The sequence below is a fragment of the Sphaerisporangium sp. NPDC005289 genome (genome assembly GCF_040607455.1).
Taxonomy (GTDB): Bacteria; Actinomycetota; Actinomycetes; order Streptosporangiales; family Streptosporangiaceae; genus Sphaerisporangium; species Sphaerisporangium rhizosphaerae.
This window is the reverse complement of record NZ_JBEXGS010000025.1, coordinates 97962-116012: the sequence shown is the minus strand read 5'-3', so window position 1 is coordinate 116012 and position 18051 is coordinate 97962. Positions and strand designations below refer to the sequence as shown.

Annotated in this window: 13 protein-coding genes; 7 read left to right on the top strand and 6 right to left on the bottom strand. The window is 73.5% G+C overall.

The genetic code is table 11. The annotated features are described in order from the left end of the window. Positions 1-104: 104 nt before the first annotated feature. The gene (locus ABZT47_RS33000) at positions 105-269 is read left to right on the top strand and encodes a hypothetical protein (RefSeq protein WP_354851015.1); all 165 of its coding nucleotides are present in this window, start codon (positions 105-107) and stop codon (positions 267-269) included. 95 nt (positions 270-364) lie between these two features. Here the strand turns inward: ABZT47_RS33000 and ABZT47_RS32995 are convergent, their stop codons facing one another. Next, positions 365-1180 (bottom strand): inositol monophosphatase family protein, encoded by an 816-nt coding sequence (locus ABZT47_RS32995; protein ID WP_354851012.1) that lies wholly within the window; start codon positions 1178-1180, stop codon positions 365-367. Further along, positions 1177-3162: a S9 family peptidase gene (locus ABZT47_RS32990; RefSeq protein WP_354851010.1), complete on the bottom strand. Its 1986-nt coding sequence runs from the start codon at positions 3160-3162 to the stop codon at positions 1177-1179. Before ABZT47_RS32990 ends, ABZT47_RS32995 begins: the two co-directional genes overlap by 4 nt. A gap of 241 nt (positions 3163-3403) precedes the next feature. Between ABZT47_RS32990 and ABZT47_RS32985 the strand changes: the two genes are divergently transcribed. Then, positions 3404-4366: a ferrochelatase gene (locus ABZT47_RS32985; protein WP_354851007.1), complete on the top strand. Its 963-nt coding sequence runs from the start codon at positions 3404-3406 to the stop codon at positions 4364-4366. Between the two features lie 157 nt (positions 4367-4523). Here ABZT47_RS32985 and ABZT47_RS32980 read toward each other — a convergent pair whose 3' ends face one another. Further along, positions 4524-6098, bottom strand: coding sequence for a lytic murein transglycosylase (locus ABZT47_RS32980; RefSeq protein WP_354851005.1), 1575 nt, complete (start codon positions 6096-6098; stop codon positions 4524-4526). Between the two features lie 134 nt (positions 6099-6232). Between ABZT47_RS32980 and ABZT47_RS32975 the strand changes: the two genes are divergently transcribed. Then, positions 6233-7447: an MFS transporter gene (locus ABZT47_RS32975; RefSeq protein WP_354851002.1), complete on the top strand. Its 1215-nt coding sequence runs from the start codon at positions 6233-6235 to the stop codon at positions 7445-7447. Positions 7448-7636: 189 nt separating this feature from the next. Continuing rightward, positions 7637-8917 carry a D-arabinono-1,4-lactone oxidase gene (locus tag ABZT47_RS32970; RefSeq protein WP_354850999.1) on the top strand — a complete coding sequence of 427 codons (1281 nt, stop codon included), beginning with the start codon at positions 7637-7639 and terminating at the stop codon, positions 8915-8917. 28 nt (positions 8918-8945) lie between these two features. Here ABZT47_RS32970 and ABZT47_RS32965 read toward each other — a convergent pair whose 3' ends face one another. Continuing rightward, complete coding sequence (locus ABZT47_RS32965) at positions 8946-9911, bottom strand: hypothetical protein (RefSeq protein ID WP_354850997.1); 966 nt, start codon at positions 9909-9911, stop codon at positions 8946-8948. Between the two features lie 530 nt (positions 9912-10441). Between ABZT47_RS32965 and sepH the strand changes: the two genes are divergently transcribed. Further along, on the top strand, positions 10442-13234 hold the full coding sequence (sepH, locus tag ABZT47_RS32960) for a septation protein SepH (protein WP_354850994.1): 2793 nt from the start codon (positions 10442-10444) through the stop codon (positions 13232-13234). 437 nt (positions 13235-13671) lie between these two features. Here the strand turns inward: sepH and ABZT47_RS32955 are convergent, their stop codons facing one another. Next, positions 13672-15261 carry a PH domain-containing protein gene (locus ABZT47_RS32955; RefSeq protein WP_354850991.1) on the bottom strand — a complete coding sequence of 530 codons (1590 nt, stop codon included), beginning with the start codon at positions 15259-15261 and terminating at the stop codon, positions 13672-13674. Positions 15262-15512: 251 nt separating this feature from the next. Next, entirely contained in the window at positions 15513-16028 is a 516-nt protein-coding gene (locus ABZT47_RS32950; RefSeq protein WP_354850989.1) for a PH domain-containing protein, read from the bottom strand. Between the two features lie 187 nt (positions 16029-16215). Here ABZT47_RS32950 and ABZT47_RS32945 point away from each other — a divergent pair, with 187 nt between their 5' ends. Further along, a complete protein-coding gene (locus ABZT47_RS32945) occupies positions 16216-17199 on the top strand; it encodes an ATP-binding cassette domain-containing protein (protein WP_354850986.1) in 984 nt (327 codons plus the stop codon). Further along, positions 17196-18008 carry an ABC transporter permease gene (locus tag ABZT47_RS32940; protein ID WP_354850983.1) on the top strand — a complete coding sequence of 271 codons (813 nt, stop codon included), beginning with the start codon at positions 17196-17198 and terminating at the stop codon, positions 18006-18008. The genes ABZT47_RS32945 and ABZT47_RS32940 overlap by 4 nt, the downstream gene beginning before the upstream one ends. Positions 18009-18051: the final 43 nt, after the last annotated feature.

The window sequence follows — 18051 nt, the reverse complement described above, 5'->3', positions numbered from 1 at the left end:
GGGTAGACCCGCAAGACCCACTCACATGGCCGGGGAAGACCTTGTGCTCTCCCCAGGCGGTAGGTGGCCACACTGCTCCTTCGCCCCTCGAGAAAGAAGGTGAGATGGGCGAGTTCACCAGCACGATCACATACCGGCTCGACCAGGCCTATAAAGGTCTCCAGGAGGCGCGCACGAGCGGCGACGACTTCCTCGCCGACACTCTCACCGCCGAGATAGAGGATCTGCGCCGGATCGCCGTCGACAACGGCGTGCCGATCCAGACCTGACCGGCCTCCTCGCCCACGGCGCCGGGCCCGCCCCCCACCCACGGGGCGGGCCCTTCGCATGCCGGGGAGCCGCGCGGACGTCCGGCGGCGCCGGGCTACAGGTCGCGCTCGGGGTTCAGCGGGACGAGCAGGTCGTGCAGGTCCTGGAACAGGCCGGGCGCCGCGCACAGCGTCAGTTTGCGGCTCTGCGGCCGCCCGTTCAGCCCGCCGATCCTGGCCCCCGCCTCGACGGCGATCAGGCCGCCGGCCGCGAAATCCCAGATCTGCGGGCCCCGCTCGTAGTACCCGTCCACCCGCCCGGCCGCGACCGAGCACAGGTCCACCGCGCACGACCCGCCCCGGCGGATGTCGCGCACCACCGGCAGCACCCGCGTCAGCACCTCGGCCTGGACGGCCCGCCGCTCGGGCAGGTAGCCGAACCCGGTGGCGATCAGCGCCTCGGCGAGCGGCACCCCGGCGGTGCAGCGCAGCCGCTCGGCCGCGACGCCCTCGCGCAGCAGTTCGGCCCCGCCGCCCTTGGCCGCCGCGTACAGCTCGCCGCGCGCCGGCACGTTCACCACGCCGGCGACCACCTCCCCGTCGACCTCCACGGCGATGCTGACCGCCCAGTCCGGCAGGCCGTACATGAAGTTGACCGTGCCGTCGATGGGGTCGACGATCCAGCGGACGCGGCCTTCACCGGTCTCGGCGCCCGCCGTCTCGCCCTCCTCCTCGCCGAGGAAGGCGTCATGCGGCCTTTCGGCCCCGACCCGCTGCCTGATCAGCTCCTCGGAGGCGCGGTCCAGGGCGGTGACCACGTCGGTCCTGCTGGACTTGGTCTCGATCGCCTCCGGGCGCGCGGTGCGCTTGGCGAGCAGCATGTCCCCCGCCTCGCGCGCGATGTCGGCGGCCAGCCGCAGGAAGTCGGTCATGCCACCGACTCCGGGCGCTTCCACTCCTCGCCGAGCACATGCTGACCGAGGAAGGCCAGCACGGTCTCGTACCAGGCGACCGCGTTGCCCGGCTTGAGGATCCAGTGGTTCTCGTCGGGGAAGTACAGGAACTTCGACTCCACCTGCGACCTGCGCAGGTCCCACCACAGACGCAGCGCCTCGCCGATCGGCACGCGGTAGTCCTTGTCGCCGTGGATCACCAGCATCGGGGTGGTGATCTCGCCGAGCCAGTGGTGCGGCGACAGCTCCCGGTACAGATCGCCGCCGACCGGGCCGAACTCCCGCTCCCAGTAGTCGGAGGCGTCGGTGGTGCCGGCGAACTGCTCGAGGTTCCACAGCGAGGCGTGCGTCACGACGGCGCGGAACCTGTCGGTGTGCCCGGCGATCCAGTTGGCCATGTAGCCGCCGAAGGACCCGCCCATCATGCCCGTGCGCCCGCCGTCGATGTCCGGGCGGGCGACGCACGCGTCGGTGACCGCCATCAGGTCGGCATGGGTGCGCGGGCCCCACTTGCCCCAGCCGCGCGCGATCATGTCCTGCCCGTAGCCGGTGGACATGCACGGGTCGGGCATCAGGACGGCGTAGCCGTGCTCGGCCATGATCCAGGGGTTCCAGCGCCACATCCAGTCGTTCCAGCTCGCCATCGGGCCGCCGTGGACCCACAGCAGCAGCGGCGCGGGGTTGTCCGCAGAGGCGCCGGCGGGCAGCGCGAGCCAGGCCCTGATCTCCACGCCGTCGTCGGCGACCGCGGACACCTCGGTGAGCGTCCCGGGGATCTCGACCTTCGGGGCCGGGGACGGCAGCTCGGTGATCCCGCCGTCGGCCAGGTCGATGCTGACCGGGGCGGGCGGGGCGTCGGGGAAGCTGCGCAGCGCGTACAGGCGCCGCCCGTCGGGCGAGGGGCACAGCTCCTGGTAGGCGCCGTCGGGCGGGGTGAGGCGCTCGTGCTCGCCGGACAGGCTCACCTTGAAGATCGGGCGCCTTCCGTGGTCGTCGGCGGCGACGTAGAGCGAGCCCGAGTCGGGCGCCCAGGCGACGCCCGCGGCCGGCAGGGCGACGGTGCTCGCCTGCCCGCCGTCCTGCCCGGCGTCCAGGGGACCGATCCACACCGTGTACTCGACCGGCCGGTCCACGGCGCCGGGGCGCATCATCAGGCAGGCGACGTGACGGCCGTCCGGGGAGACGGTCACCAGTCCCGCCACCTCGAGAGCTGGGTCGGACACCAGGGTGCGCCGCTCGCCGGTGGCCACGTCGATCGCCACCAGCTCGAACCGGACGCCGCCGGTCGGCAGCGGCACGCCCCAGGAGGTGACGACGGTGGAGCCGTCGGGGGTGAGCGCGAAGGAGACCTCCTGCAGCGCGCCACCCGGGTCGGGGGTCAGATCGCGCGGCTCGGCGAGCGCCGGGAGCGCGGCGGCGAACAGCCGCGTCCGCGCGGGGCCGAGGTCGTGGTCCCAGAAGCGGACGGGATATCCCTCGTGGAGGACCGCGCTGATCCCCGCGTCCTTCCTGGCCTTGCGGCGCTCGGCCTCGGAGGCGGCGTCGCCGTCGAGCACGTCCGCGGTGAAGACCACGCCCTCGCCGGCGGTCTCGACGGCGCCGATGCCGCCGGGCCGGTCGGCCACCCTGCGCGCCTCGCCGCCCTTGGCGGGCAGCAGCCACAGCGCGGGCACCTCGTCCTCGGGCTGGTCCTTGACGTCCGGGTCGGGACGCCGCGACACGAACAGCAGGTCGCCGTCCCGGGTGAACCGGGCGCCGGTCTCCCCCTTGGCCGAGCGGGTCAGCCGGAACGCCTCACCCTCGGGCTCGACCGGCACCTGCCAGATGGAGGTTCCATAGGACTTCCCATCGGGGTTCAGCGACTGGACGACCGACACCAGCCGGGACCCGTCCGGGGACAGTTGCAGCGACAGCACTCGGGGAATGGCGACAAATCGGCGTATGTCCTTGAAGAGGCTCACTTCCCCGAACCTACCCCCCTCTCCCGCCGCCGCCCCAACACCACACCCACCCCGCCCCTCGCGGGCGCCGTGGAGCCCTCCCTTCGCGCCCCGCGCCCGCGCCGACGTCAGCGCCGCAGAGCCTTCCCTCCGTGCCTCGCGCCGCCGCACACCCCTCCCTCCGCGCCTCGCGCCGGCGCCGCCTCGCCTTCGCGCGGTGCTCGTCGACGCCGCATCCCGCGCGATGGGGTTGGATGGAGGCATGGCTCGTTACGACGCGTTGCTGATCGTCTCCTTCGGCGGGCCCGAGAAGCCCGAAGACGTCATGCCGTTCCTGGAGAACGTCGTCCGCGGCCGGGGCGTCCCCCGCGAGCGGCTGCTGGAGGTGGAGGCCCACTACCAGGGTTTCGGCGGGGTCAGCCCGATCAATCAGCAGTGCCGCGACCTGATCGAGGCGCTGCGGCCCGAGGTGGACCTGCCGATCTACTGGGGCAACCGCAACTGGCACCCGTTCCTGCGCGACACGCTGGGCAAGATGGCCGCCGACGGCGTCACCCGCGCGGCGGCCTTCATCACCGCCGCCTACAGCTCCTACTCCAGCTGCCGCCAGTACCTGGACGACATCGCCCGGGCCAGGGCCGAGGTCCCCGGCGCTCCGGAGATCGTCCGGCTGCGCCACTACTACGACCACCCCGGCTTCATCGCCGCGATGACCGACCACACCCGCGAGGCCCTCGAACGGCTCCCCCAGGAGCACCACGACGCCGCCCGGCTGGTCTTCACCGCCCACAGCATCCCGGTGTCCATGGCCGCCTCCTCCGGCCCGTCCGGCGGGGCGTACGAGGCCCAGTTGCGCGCCGCGGCCGCGCTGGTCGCCGGCGACCGGCCGTGGGACCTGGTGTGGCAGAGCCGCAGCGGCCCGCCCCAGGTGCCGTGGCTGGAACCCGACGTGTGCGACCACCTCGCCGCCCTGCACGAGGGCGGCACGAGCGCCGTGGTGCTGGTGCCCATCGGGTTCGTCTCCGACCACATGGAGGTCGTCTACGACCTCGACACCGAGGCCGCCGCCGTCGCCCGCGACCTCGGCATGCACCTCACCCGCGCCGCGACGGCCGGCACCCATCCGCGGTTCGTCTCCATGGTCCGCGAACTGCTGGACGAACCCGAGCCCGCGGCCTGCCTCGCCACCTGCTGTCCCGCCCCCCGCCCCCGCCCCCAGGCGTAGGCGCGGGCCTCGCGCTCAGGCGAACCGCGGGCGCCAGGTCCCGCGCTCAGGCAAGGGCGCAGGCCCACCCTCAGGCGTGGGCGCCGCAATAAGGCGTAGGCGTAGGCGCGGGCGTAGGCGTCGCGTTCAGGCGTAGGCGCCGGCGTGGGCGCTGCGCTCAGGCGTAGGCGCGGGCGTAGGCGTCGGCGATGCCGAGGACCTTGTTCACGTAGTCCCAGGAGTGGTTGTAGCGGAAGACCGCCGAGCGGAGCTTCGCGCCGCCCTGCCCGGCGCCGTTGGCGCACAGGTAGCGGGCGGCGCCGGGCACGGCGTCGTACGGGCTCCAGATGTCGGACCTGCCGTCCCCGTCGCCGTCCACGCCGTAGGCCTTCCAGGTGGCCGGCATGAACTGCATCGGGCCGAGCGCGCCCGCCGAGGACGGGCCGTTGTTGCGCCCGTGGCCGCTCTCGACCTGCCCGATGGCGGCCAGGACGGTCCACGACAGCCCGGGGCAGCCCTGCGCCGAGAGCTTGTAGAGGTCCAGGTAGCCGGCCGGCCGGCCGACCCGGTAGGTCCCCGGCTGGGCCTGCGCCGTCAGCGGGGCGGTGCTCGGCACAGCGCTCGGCGCCGCGCTCGGCGGGGCCACCGGCACGGGCGTGCCGGCCGCGCTCCGGGCGCCGACCACCACCACCTGTGCGCCCGCGCCCAGCAGCCGCCTCACCCGCACGCCCACGGCCGCCGCCTTGCCCGCCGGGGTGTGCACGAGAACCGCCACACCGGGGACCAGGCCGAGCGCGCGGCCCACCTCCTTGCCGACCAGCCCGTCGACGCCCGGCAGCCCGAACGGCGCCGACGCGGCGACGCGCAGCCGCGAACCGGCGCCCGCCTCGTACTCGCCGCCGAGCTGGAGCAGGTAGCGGCCGGCCGTCCTCGACTCGGCGATGAACTCCCCGCGCGCCAGCGCGCTCCACACCTCGGGCTCCTCGGCCACGGCCTTCGGCGCCCACGGGCGGAACTCCGCCGGGTCGACGGCGAGCAGGTTCAGCGTGGCCGTGGAGAAGCGCACCGCCCCGGCGTCGGCCGGCGTCACCTTGCCGACGTACTTCAGCGCGGCGATCCGCCGCAGCGCCGCCTCGGTCACCGGCGTGCGGGCCACGGCGATCAGCCGGGGCGGCGTGGCGGCCACCCGCTGGTACGTTGCCGAGCCGGAGGCGGTCGCCTCGGGATAAGGGGTCGTCGTAGGCCTGGCGGTCGCATCCGGACCGGCGTTCGCGTCGGGACCGCGCGTGGGGGTTGTCGTCTTTGGCCCCTTGTTGCTCTCCGGTCCCGTCTTGCTCTGCGGTCCCGCCGTCCTCTCAGGTCCCGCCGTCATGTTCGGTCCCGGGCTCGTCCTGGGGTCGACGGTGGTTCTCGGAGCCGCGGTCGTCCTGAGGTCCGGGGTCGCCGTGGGGTTCGCCGTCGTGCTCGGGTCGGCGGTCGTCCTGAGGCCGGTGCCGCCGTCCGGGACGGTGGCTGCGGAGGACGGGAGCGGCGACCCGGCCACGATCGGGCCCGGCGTGAGGACGGGGAACGGCGACACCTGCGTGGACAGGTCGCCGACGCCGGCCAGTTGGGTGCGTGCGGCGGCGGGAACGGCGCCGGCCGTGCCACGGCTGACCAGGAAGGCTCCCCCGGCCGCGACGCCGAGGACGATCAGCAGTGCCAGCCCGGCCATGACGGCGCGCGCCGGCAGCGGCCGAGGGGGAGGGGACACTTGACCCACGTTAGCCCCAGGAGTCCGTATTCGTGTACGTTGCCGGAAAATCACTTGAGCCGCGCTTCGATGGTGCGCGAAGGTGATGCGACACCGTAAGACGTGCGCCGGGGGCGTGCGAAAGGGGCGAGATCGTGGTCGGGCCGTATCGAGATCTGTTCAGCGCGCCCGGCACCAGAGGCTTCGTGATCGCCGGGTTCGTCGGGCGGATGCCCATGTCGATGCTCGGCATCGGCATCGTGCTGCTCATCTCGGCCCTCACCGGCTCGTACGCGACCGCGGGAGCGATCTCGGCGACGGTCGCCATCGCCTACGCGGTCGCCGCCCCGCTGTCCGGACGGCTGGTCGACCGCTTCGGCCAGGCCAGGGTACTCATGCCGCTGGTGCTGCTGCACGGCGCCGCGCTGATCGTGCTCATGCTGTGCACCGCCCTGGGCGCCCCCATGTGGGCGCTGTTCCTGTCGGCCGTGGTCGTCGGCGGGGCCGCGACCTCGCTCGGCTCGATGGTGCGGGCCCGCTGGTCGCACATCCTGGGCCGCTCCGCCAAGCTGCACACGGCGTTCTCGTTCGAGTCGGTGGCCGACGAGGTGATCTTCGTGGCCGGGCCCGCCCTGGTCACCGGCCTGACCACCTTGGTGAACCTGTACGCAGGTCTGATCTTGGCCCTGGTGTCCACTGTCGTCGGCACGGTGGCGTTCTCGCTGCAGCGCGGCACCGAGCCGCCCGTGCGCCCGGCGCACGCGCAGTCCGGCAGCCCGATCACCATCCCCGGCGTCGCGCTGCTGTCGTGCGTGTTCCTGGCGATGGGCGCGGTCTTCGGGTCGGTCGACCTGATCACCGTGGCCTTCGCGGAGGACCACGGCGCCAAGGCGGCCTCCGGCCTGCTGCTCGGGTCGTTCGCGGGCGGCAGCATGGTCTCCGGGCTCTGGTACGGGTCGCGGCACTGGCGCATCTCGCTGCGCCGGCGGTTCACGCGCGGCATCGCGGTGTTCGCCGCCGGCCTGACGCCGATCCTGCTCATCGGGGACATCAAGGTCATGGCGATCGCCCTGTTCTTCGCCGGGCTGGCCATCTCCCCCACGATCATCACCGGGTACGCGCTGATCGAGCGGCTGGTGCCGGGTCACCTGCTCACGGAGGGCATGTCGTGGGTGTCCACGGCGGTCGGCTTCGGCGTCGCCATCGGCGCCTGGGCGGCGGGACGGCTGACCGACGCCTTCGGCGCGTCCAACGCCTACGCGTTCTCGTTCGTGTGCGCACTGCTGGCCGTGGCGATCGGCCTCGGCGGCAGCACCTTGCTGCGCACGCCCGAGGCCGGCCATGCCGAGGCCACCTCCCCCGCCACCTGATCTCCGCCCCCGCCCTCCGGCCTCCGCCGCCCCGGCCCCCGCGTCCCGTTCGCGTTCGTCGCGGGGCCGAAGCCCGACGGCGGCGCCGGAGCCCGGCGGCGAGGCCGGCGGATCCGGCCGCGGGCGCCACACATGAGAGCCGCTCACATCTCTGGTCTTCGGCGTGCCACGTGGTTATCGTGCTCGTGCATGAAGGCCGTCTTCCGCAACTGGGCCGGCAACCAGTCCGCCGTCCCCGCCGAGGTCCGCACCCCCGCCTCCGCCGGCGAGGTGTCCCAGGCCGTGCGGGACGCCGCCGCGCGCGGCCTGCGGGTGCGCATGGTCGGCACCGGGCACTCCTTCACCGGAGTGGCGATCACCGATGGCATCCTGCTGCGGCCGGACGCGCTCACCGGCGTCCAGGAGGCCGGCGACGGCCGGGTGCGGGTCGCGGCCGGCACGCCGCTGCGCGTGCTGAACGAGGAGCTCGACCGGCGGGGGCTCGCGCTCGCCAACATGGGCGACATCACCGAGCAGACCGTCGCCGGCGCGATCCAGACCGGCACCCACGGCACCGGCCGCGACGTCGGCGGCCTGGCCGACCAGGTCACCGAGCTGGAGATGGTGCTCGCCGACGGATCGGTCGTCACGGTGTCCCACGGTGACCTGTTCGACGCGGCCCGGGTCGGCCTCGGCGCGCTCGGCATCCTCACGGCGGTCACCTTCAAGGTCGAACCGTCGTTCCTGCTGCGCAGCGACCGGCGGCCCATGGCGCTGGGCGAGATGCTCGACTCCCTTCCGGAGATGACCGGCGAGAACGAGCACCTGGACTTCTTCTGGCTGCCGCACACCGACACCTGCCTGACCAAGCGCAACAACCGCACGCCCGGCCCCGCCGCACCGCCCGGCGCCTTGCGTCACTGGCTGGACAGCGTCTTCATGGAGAACACGCTCTTCCACGCGCTGTGCGCGGTCGGCGGGCGCTTCCCGGACGCGATCCCCACGCTGAACGGCATCTCCGCGGGCGCGCTGTCCGCCTCCTGTCACACCGACAAGGCGTACAAGGTGTTCACCAGCGTGCGCAATGTGCGCTTCCTGGAGATGGAGTACGCGATCCCGCGCGAGCGGCTCGGCCAGGCGCTGCGCGAGACCCGCGACCTCATCGAGCTCAGCGACTGGCTGATCACCTTCCCCATCGAGGTGCGGGTCACCCCGCCCAGCGACGCGTGGCTGTCCACGGCGTACGGCAGGGAGTCGGCGTACATCGCCTGCCACGTCTACCGCCCGACGCCCAACCCCGCCTACTTCGAGGGCGTCGAGGCGATCATGACGCGGCTCGGCGGGCGCCCGCACTGGGGGAAGCTGCACACCCGGGACGCCGCCTATCTCGCGACGGTCTATCCGCGTTTCACCGACTTCACGGCCCTGCGCGATGAACTGGATCCGGGCCGCCTGTTCGCCAACGACTACCTGACCGGCGTCCTCGGCTGACGCCGGATCCCGTCACCGCCGGTGGCCGCTACCTGGGAGTGACCGCCGAGCCGTCCGAGGTTCCCGAGGTGCCGGTGCCGGACGTACCGGAGGTGCCGGAGCCTCCGTCCGTCCCGCCCGAGAAGTCGCCCTGACCGCCGGTGTCCTGGTCGGCGGTCGGCCCCCCGGTGTCGCCGCCGGTGCTCTGCGGCGACGCGACGTCCGACGGCTCGACCGACGGCTTCTGCGAGCCTCCGCCGGTCTGCCCTGACTCGTCCGTGGTCGGCTTGGCGGACCCGCCGGCCGAAGGTTCGCCCGCCGGCGCCTTGCCGGATTCCTCTCCGGGAGCGGACGGCGTCGGCGAGGGGTCTTCCCGATCGGACACCGTTCCGCCGAAGCTCGTCCCCGAGCCCTGCGCGCCGTGCACCGTCGCGGTCAGCGGCTTGCCGCTGACCAGCTCGAAGGCCACGATCCCGCCCATGCTCAGCCCGAAGGTGGCCACCGCCGCGGCGATCATCGTCACCCAGAGCGGCCTACGTCCCGTCTTCCGGTGCGGAGGAAGCGAATCGCCGTCATTCCCGCCGGCCGGATGGGAATCCCCGTCGCCCCCGGCCAGCCGGACGGGCTCCCCGTCGCGCCCGCTCAGCCGCACCGGGTCGCCGGCGCCGACGGGCAGATCGGCGGGCCCGTGATCGCGGACGGTGGCGTGCACGGCCGTCGCCAGGCCCTCGTCTCCGGCCCGCGCGACCACCGTCTCCTCGGCCCGCTCGGCCAGTTCGTCGCTCTCCCGCTGCCCGGTGATCAGCGAGTGCGCCTCCAGGAGCCGGTCCTTCGTGCGGTGGATGTAGTGGGTGTAGATCGCGTTGCCGACCGTGGTGCCGGCGCTGGCCAGCGCCGCCCCGATCACCGTCCCGTGAACCCCGAGGAAGGACGCCGCCACGGCCGCCGTGGCCGCCGCCAGTGCACTGCCCGCGATCTGCGGTGCGCTCAGGTCCAGCCCTTGCTTGTCGCCCATCGGTCTCCTCGCCCGCCGTTCGTCGTCCCGCGTTCACGACGGCCCGCTCCCCCCGGCCTCCCCGCGACGGCGCCGCCGTGGCCGCGCGCGGCACGGGGCGTCTCGGGGCGCGCCGGAGAGATCAGAACACCGCCGCACCGCTTCTATCCGGGATGGAACGAAACAACCATTTCACCCTGTTTTGGCCGGTCAATCGGTGATCGACCGCTTCTCACCGTCCCCGCTCGCCCGTCCCCCGGCCCACCGCGGGACGGATCGCTCCATGCCGATCCGATGTCCGTTCAGTGAAGTGGAGGGTGCGGAGTCGCGCGATTCGCGAGAATCTGGGAAGGACGCCTAACCCCGTTTGCTGCATATCGAGCAGCCGGTGGATAGGGTGAATGCGACATTTGAACCGCCTCTCATCGCTTCCCGCGTCTTTGAGGAAGGCGATGTTCGGACATGCCGGGTACGGTGCTGGCAGGCAACCGGCTCACGCGAGAGACTCAAGGGTCCGGGGGAAGATTGAGCACGACGACGAAGGGACTCGCATGCAGGAGCTCCGACTCGTCGCGGTGAGCGAGGACGGAACATACCTCGTGCTGGCCACGGCCGGCAGGGGTACGCGGTTCACGCTTCCCGTCGACGAACGGCTCCGAGCGGCGGTCCGCGGCAACTTCTCCCGTCTCGGCCAGTACGAGATCGAAGTGGAGAGTCCGTTGCGCCCCAAGGAGATCCAGGCCCGCATCCGTGCGGGGGAGACCGCGGAGGAGATCGCCGCCACCGCGGGTATTCCGGTGGAGCGTGTCCGCTGGTTCGAAGGACCGGTTCTGCAGGAACGCGAGTACACCGCGCAGCAGGCTCAGCGCGTCGCCGTGCGACTGCCCGGCGAGTCCACCCCCGGACCCACCCTCGGTGAACTCGTGACCGAGCGGCTGAGCCGCCGCGGCGTGCCCGCCGACGAGATCGACTGGGACTCCTGCAAGCGTGACGACGGCCTGTGGCGCATCAAGCTGGGCTTCGTCTGGAACGGTCACACCCGCAGCGCCGAGTGGCTGTTCGACCTGCGGCGGCGCCATGTCACCCCCTACGACGACGAGGCGCTGCGGCTGTCGGCCACCGAGTACGTCGAGCCTTCCGAGGAAGCGACGGTGACGCCGTTCGTGCCGAGGCTCGCCGCCAAGCTCGCGCCCGTACCGGCCATCCCGGTCGAGGCGCCCTCATCCCTGCCCGGCGTCCCGCGACACGACTCCGGCCTGCGCGACCACCCGGAGCAGCCGCGGGCGGAGTTCCCCCGCGACCACGGCGACCACTCGCGCCCCGAAGTCTCCCGCGCAGGCGCAGAGGCTTCCCGGCCCCACCAGGAGTCTTCCCGCGACCACCCGGACGCCTTCCGGCCCCATCCTGAGGCGCCACGGACCTCCCCCGAGGCACCCCGGCCCTACTCGGAGTCCGCGCGCACCCACCAGGAGCCGCCGCGCGGCGATCGCCTCGAGCCCACCTACTCGGCCCTCCCCCCGCACGCCCGCCAGGCGCCCATTGCGGAGCCGTCACGCGCCGATCTCCACGAGTTCCCGCAGCCCGCGCCCGCGTCCCCGCGCGCCTCCGCAGAGGCCGACCTGCGCGAGCCCGCGCAGTCGTACCCACGCGAACCGGCAGGTACGGAACCACGCGACTCCACGCAGGCCGGCCCACGCGAGCCTGCGCGTACGGACCTGCGCGAGCCTGTGCGCATGGACCTGCGCGAGCCCGCACACGCGTATCCGCGCCAGCCCGCACAGGCGGATCCGCGCGAGCCCGCCACCCCGCGGCAGGGCGAACCGGCGGCCTACCGCCAGGAGCCGGCCGCGCCGTCCCACGCCGCGCCGGTGCCCACCCACGACCCGGCGCACGTCCAGCACCTGCGGCACGAGCAGCCGCAGCACGAGCGCCTGGAGTCCGAGCAGGAGCAGCCGCGGCATGCCACCGAAGCGGCCGAGCCGTACCTGACGGCACTCGCCGCGTCCGAGGGTTCCCAGCACCCGGCAGCCGGCCAGCCCCACGACGACGCCCCCGCCCCGATGACGGCGCAGCCCGTCGCCCGGGGTGAGGCCACGGTCGAGACGGAAGCAGCCGCGCACGCGCAGCAGGCCGCGCACGCCGACTCGGCCCCCGACACGCGGCCGGCCGTCCAGACGCAGCCCGCCACGCACGCGCAGCCCACCGCCCAGGCGGAGCCCGCCACGCACGCGCAGCCCACCGCCCAGGCGGAGCCCGCGAACACCCAGCGGACGGCCCAGCCCGGACCATCCGCGCACGCTCAGCCGACCGCCCAGACGGAACCGGCTCCGCACGCTCAGCCGACGGCGCACGCCGAACCCGCTACGAACGCGCAGGCCACCGCCCGGACGGAATCGGCGCACGCTCAGCGACCCGTCGAGGCGGATTCGACCTCGCAGGGCGATTCGACCGCGCAGGCGAACCCGGTCGTACAGACGGACCCGGCCGAGCCGGCCGCCGTTCAGCAGGCCGCCGTTCAGCAGGCCGCCGCGACCGTGCCGGCGGCACCGGCCATCAGCGCCCCGGCGGCCCCGGCCGCCACAGCGGAGCCTGATGCGGCCTCGGCGGCTGCTTCGCCGGCGGACGAGACGCGCCGGGAGGCCGCCATCCCGGCCGCCCAGGGCACGCGGACGCCGTCGGCCGAGTCGGCCACGACCGTCGCGCCGGACGCGGCCGACGCCAAGCGGACGCCGGCCGATGCGGAGCGGCCCGAAAGCGAGGCCGCGCGGCAGGATGTGCCCGCCGCACCGGTGGCACAGCCCGCTCCCCAAGCGGCTCCCGCCCCAGCGGCCGCGGCGACCGTCGCCGAACCCGCTCCTGCAGCGGCCCCGGTGGCCCGTCCCGCGCCGACCGCCGCCCCTGTGCCCCGCCCGGCACCGACGGCCGCCCCCGTGGCACGGCCCGCACCCACAGCCGCCCCGGTCGCCCGGCCCGCACCCACGGCCGCCCCGGTCGCCCGACCGGCCCCCTCGGCGGCGCCGGTCGCGCGACCCGCGCCCTCGGCCGCTCCGGTGGCCCGCCCGGCGCCCGGCGCCAAGAAGTCCGCGGCCGCCAGGAAGGCCGAGGCGGAGGATGCCGCGGTCGCCGTCCCGGCGGCGCGCACCAGCGGCGAGGCGGCCGACCGTCCCGCGGCCGCCGCCGAACCCGAGAAGGCCGAGCAGCCGGAGAAGGAGCCGAAGGCCGCCGAGCCCGCCGTTCCTCCGCAGGCTCCCAAGCCGCGGCCCGCGCGCAAGGGGTCGCGTGGCCGCCGTGCCTCCGTCCCCACCTGGGACGAGATCATGTTCGGCGCCCGCCGCCAGGACTGACCTCACCACCGAACGGCACCGCCCCATGGCAGGTCCACCGGCCCCCAACCGGCGGGCCTGCCAAGAACCCTCGCCCACTCCCCCGGCCGGCTCACCCTTCACCGACCGACGGCCCGCGGACCTCGGACCGGCCGGCCCACGGCCCGGTGAGAGTCGACCTTGGACAGGCCGACCCACGGCCCGGTGAGGACCGACCTTGGACAGGCCGACCGACGACCCCGCTGACCTCGACTCAAGGCGGACCGACCGACAACCCGGCGAACTCCGACCTTGAGTGGGGCCGGCCAACGGCCCGGTGAGAACCGACCTTGGGTAGACCGACCGACGAGCCCGCCGACCCCGACTAAAAGCGCCCGCCGACGGCCCGGTGAGCTTCGACCTTGAGTGGGGGCCGGCCACCGGTGAGCTGGGCCTCGAACTTGGGGGCGTTCGTCGGGTCAGCGTTCGGGGGTGAAGGGGGTGATCCAGTCGGGGGTGACCTCGGCGGCGAATCGGACGCCCTGTTCCTCGCCGGTGTCGATCGCGGCGTAGCCTCCGCTTCCGGCGCCGACGCCGGCGATGACCGTCAGGACCCTTGACCGCCGCTGGAACCAGGTCTGCCGCAGAGTCCAGCCCACCACGGCTCGGCGTTCCACCACGGCCTGCGACCGGGGCAGCGACCCGGACCGCACGGCAAGGCGGGCGCCGTCGTAGGCGTGGCCGAGCGAGCGATAGCGGTCGAGCCCGAGGGGGACGCCGAGCGCGGCGACGATGACCGCGACGATGCCGACCACGACCCAGCCGAGCAGGAAGGCGACCACGGCGACGGCGGCGCCGGGGGCCACGGCGCGGAAGAGCCGCCGCTGCAGTGCTTTCGGGGGGTGCGGACGCAGCGCCGCGCCGAAGGGGCCGATCGCCTCGGCCGCCACGCGGACGGCGAAGTCACGCGGCGCGACGGGGAGCAACTGGCCTCGTGTCCGTGAGTCGCCGAGGCCGGTGACGATCGCCCAGAGCCGCACGATCTTCACGCGCCGTTCGAGGACGCCGTCGGCGATCTCGTAACCACGGATTCTGGCGTGTTCGAGCGCCACGCTGCGCCGTGTGATCAGCCCCCGTTCGGCCACCAGCGAGGAGCCGCGCCGGCTCAGCGTGAAGTGCCAGTTGAAGACCGCGTACATGACGGCCCCGGCCACCGGCATCGCCAGCACCAGTGCGATGGCGACCGCGACGAGCAGGAGGGGCCGGTGCCACAGCCACTCCCCCACGCCGATGGCGGCACGCTCGCTCAGGCCGAACTCGTTGCCCCACTGGAACGCCAGGCCGACCGCGCCGCCCAGCAGGGCGAACGGGGTGAACAGGAATGCCCCGGACAGCGGGCCGTACAGCAGCCAACGCCAGGGAACCCGCGCGTACACCTGCTCCGGCTCGCTGACGGGCGTGGCCATCGGCGCGGGCCAGGCCCCGGGAACGGAGCCGGACGCCGCCGCGCGCGCCGCGCCCTCCGCGCCCGCCGTGCCGGTCGTGCCGGTCGTGCCCGCCATGTCCTCGAGGTCCGCCCTGGCCGTCGCACCCGTCGCACCGGTCGCACCCGCCGCGCCCACTCCGCCCGTCGCGGCCGCGGGGTCGGCATCGTGCCGCGCGGCACGGCTGCGCCGCAGGAGCACCTCGCGCAGGCGTCCGGCCTCGGCGAAGGGGAGCCCGTCCAGTTCGCCCTCCTGCTTGTCACCTCCGCCCGCGCCGGTGTCGATGCGGACGACGGCGAGGCCGAAGAGGCGGTGCAGAGGCGGGGTGGTGACGTCCACGCCCCTGACACGGTGGAGCGGGATCGTCCGGACCGATCGGCTCACCAGGGACCGCGTGATCTCCAGCCGGTCACCGGCGACCCGGAAGGTGAAGGTGACCCAGCGCACCACGGCGTACCCGATCGACCCGACGACGCCGAAGGCGGCCCAGAGGAACGACGACGGTGAGAAGCCGCCCACGAACAGCACGCCCATCAGGGGAAAGAACAACGAAGGCAGCATGCGCGCCAGATCTGTCAGCAGCACCAGCGGGCTCACCCGCGACGGCGCCCCCCATGCCGCATCCGCAGGCCCTCCAGGAGGCCCGGGAGGCCCCGGAGGCCTAGGACTTCCAGGACTGAGGGGGCTGGCGGGGCTGGCGGGGCTGGCGGGGCTGGCGGGGCTGGCGGGGCTGGCGGGGTCAGCCGTACCGGCCGGACCGGCTGGACCGGCCGGACCTGGAGGGACGGGACGGTGCGAGGGCTGGGACGGCTCGTCGCGGAGAGCGGGATCCTCGGTCAAGTGGCGTCGTCCCTCAGTTCGTGGGCCCGGTGCGCGAGGTCCTCGGCCAGCCGGGCCGCCACGGTGAAGTCGAGGCCCTTAATGGTCGACGAACCGGCGTAGGACGCCGTGCGGATCTCGACCGTGGCCAGACCCAGAAGGCGCTCGAACCAGCCCTGCTCCTTGTCCACCGTCTGGATGCGGCTGACCGGCACGAACACCCACTGGCGGCTGAACCACCCGGACCTGGCGTAGACGACGTCGTCCGCGAACTCCCATCGGTGGACGGCGTACCGCCACAGTGGCTCGATCACTATGAATGGAAGCTCCACGACGCCGAGCACCCCGGGCAGCCACCAGATGTGCTCGCGGATCCACAGCGGCACCCAGGACCAGCCGGAACCGGAGATCCAGGACGCCACCAGAGCGGTGCCCCCGACCAGCAGGACGTACCCGACGAGCGCCTCCAGCAGCCACAGCGTGATCGCGCGGCGCGAGACGCGGTGAGCGGGATCACGCAGGGGAGCAGTCACGCCCCCAGCCTAACGAGATCCCCTATCGCGCGGACGTGGCGGTGTCAGCGATCTGTCAGCGCCCGGAGCCGGGCGATGGTCGGTCCTCAGGGAAATGTCAGTGCCGTCCAGCAGAATTCTGGTCAGTCACCCGGGCCGCGAGCCGAGAGTGACGGCCTTTCCCCCTTCACTTGAGGAGCTCGAAGCGATGCGATATGCGGTCCAGGCGGAAGGCCTGGTGAAACACTACGGCGAGACGCGCGCGCTCGACGGCGTCGATCTCGTCGTCCCCGAAGGCCGGCTGCTGGGTGTTCTCGGCCCGAACGGCGCCGGCAAGACGACCGCCGTGCGGATCCTCGCGACCCTGCTCAGGCCCGACGCGGGCCGGGCGTCCGTCGGAGGTTTCGACGTCGCCCGCGAGGCGCACAAGGTCCGTTCCCTCATCGGCCTCACCGGCCAGTACGCCGCCGTGGACGAGACGCTGACCGGCGTGGAGAACCTCGTGATGATCGGCCGGCTGCTCGGCGTCTCCCGCGCGGGCGCGCGGCGGCGCGCCGAGGAGTTGCTGTCACGGTTCGACCTGACCGACGCCGGCGGGCGCGCCGCCAAGACCTACTCGGGGGGCATGCGCCGTCGCCTCGACCTGGCGGCGAGCCTCGTCGGCCGGCCCCAGGTGCTGTTCCTGGACGAGCCGACCACGGGCCTCGACCCGCGCAGCCGCACCGAGCTGTGGGAGGTCGTGCGCGGCCTGATGGCCGAGGGCGTCACCGTGCTGCTCACCACGCAGTACCTTCAGGAGGCCGACGAGCTCGCCGACGACATCGTGGTGTTCGACCACGGCCGCGTCATCGCCTCCGGCACCTCCGACGAGCTGAAGGCCACCACCGGCGCGCAGGTCCTCCAGGTGCGGCCGCTGCTCGGCGAGCACATCCGGCTGGTGGCCGATGTGATCACTGACGTGATCGGGGCGCGGCCCGAGGTGAGCGGGGGCCTCGCGACCGTGAACGTCAATGACCCCAAGGTGGTGCCCGCGATCGTGCGCCGCCTGGACGATCTGGGTGTGGTGGCCTCCGAGCTGAGCCTGCGCAAGTCCAGCCTCGACGAGGTGTTCCTGGCCCTGACCGGCCACCGCGCCGTCGAGGACGACACCTCCGCGCGGCACACCGAGCAGAAGGAAGAGGTGCCCGCGTGACCACGCTGACCGAGGCCGTTCCAGCGCCCGCCATCGCCGCCCGCGTCGGCCCGGCCGCCGCGTTCCGGCACACCATGACGCTCGCCTGGCGCAGCCTGGTGCAGATCAAGCACAACCCGATGGAGCTCCTGGACCTGTCGGTGCAGCCCATCATGTTCCTGCTGCTGTTCACCTATGTGTTCGGCGGGGCGATCTCCGGGTCCACCTCCGAGTACCTCCAGTTCTCGCTGCCGGGGCTGGTGGTGCAGAACATGCTGTTCGCCACGCTGACCACCGCCATCGGGCTGAGCACCGACATCAACAAGGGCGTGTTCGACCGGCTGCGCAGCCTGCCGATCGCGCGGTCGGCGCCGCTGGCCGGCCGCATCGTCGCCGACACGCTGAAGCAGGTGTGGGCATTCGCCCTGTTCGTGGGCCTCGGCACCGTGCTGGGGTTCCGCGTCCACACCGGGTTCGCCGGGGTGCTGGGCGCGCTGGCCCTGCTGCTCGGCTTCGCCCTGGCGATGTCCTGGCTGTCGGTCCTGATCGGCCTGACCGCCTCCGAGCCCGAGAAGGTGCAGATCATCGCGTTCTCGGTGATGATGCCACTGACCTTCACCTCCAACGCCTTCGTCCCCACCAAGACCCTGCCCGAATGGCTGCAGCGGTGGGTCGAGGTCAACCCCGTCACCCATCTGGCCGACGCGGTCCGCGGCCTGCTCAGCGGGGGGCCGGTGGCCGGCCACGCGATGATCTCGCTGGCCTGGGGGCTCGGCATCGCCCTCGTCTTCGCTCCCCTGTCCCTGCGCGCCTTCCGCTCCCGCGGCTGAGATCCGGGTCGAGGCTCCGCCGCCATCCCAGCGGAGACCCGCG

Excerpts from the sequence above, each read along its gene's own strand:
- ABZT47_RS33000 (WP_354851015.1), top strand. The coding sequence starts at position 105 with ATGGGCGAGTTCACCAGCACGATCACATACCGGCTCGACCAGGCCTAT.
- ABZT47_RS32995 (WP_354851012.1), bottom strand. The coding sequence starts at position 1,180 with ATGACCGACTTCCTGCGGCTGGCCGCCGACATCGCGCGCGAGGCGGGG.
- ABZT47_RS32985 (WP_354851007.1), top strand. The coding sequence starts at position 3,404 with ATGGCTCGTTACGACGCGTTGCTGATCGTCTCCTTCGGCGGGCCCGAG.
- ABZT47_RS32970 (WP_354850999.1), top strand. The coding sequence starts at position 7,637 with ATGAAGGCCGTCTTCCGCAACTGGGCCGGCAACCAGTCCGCCGTCCCC.
- ABZT47_RS32965 (WP_354850997.1), bottom strand. The coding sequence starts at position 9,911 with ATGGGCGACAAGCAAGGGCTGGACCTGAGCGCACCGCAGATCGCGGGC.
- sepH (WP_354850994.1), top strand. The coding sequence starts at position 10,442 with ATGCAGGAGCTCCGACTCGTCGCGGTGAGCGAGGACGGAACATACCTC.
- ABZT47_RS32945 (WP_354850986.1), top strand. The coding sequence starts at position 16,216 with ATGCGATATGCGGTCCAGGCGGAAGGCCTGGTGAAACACTACGGCGAG.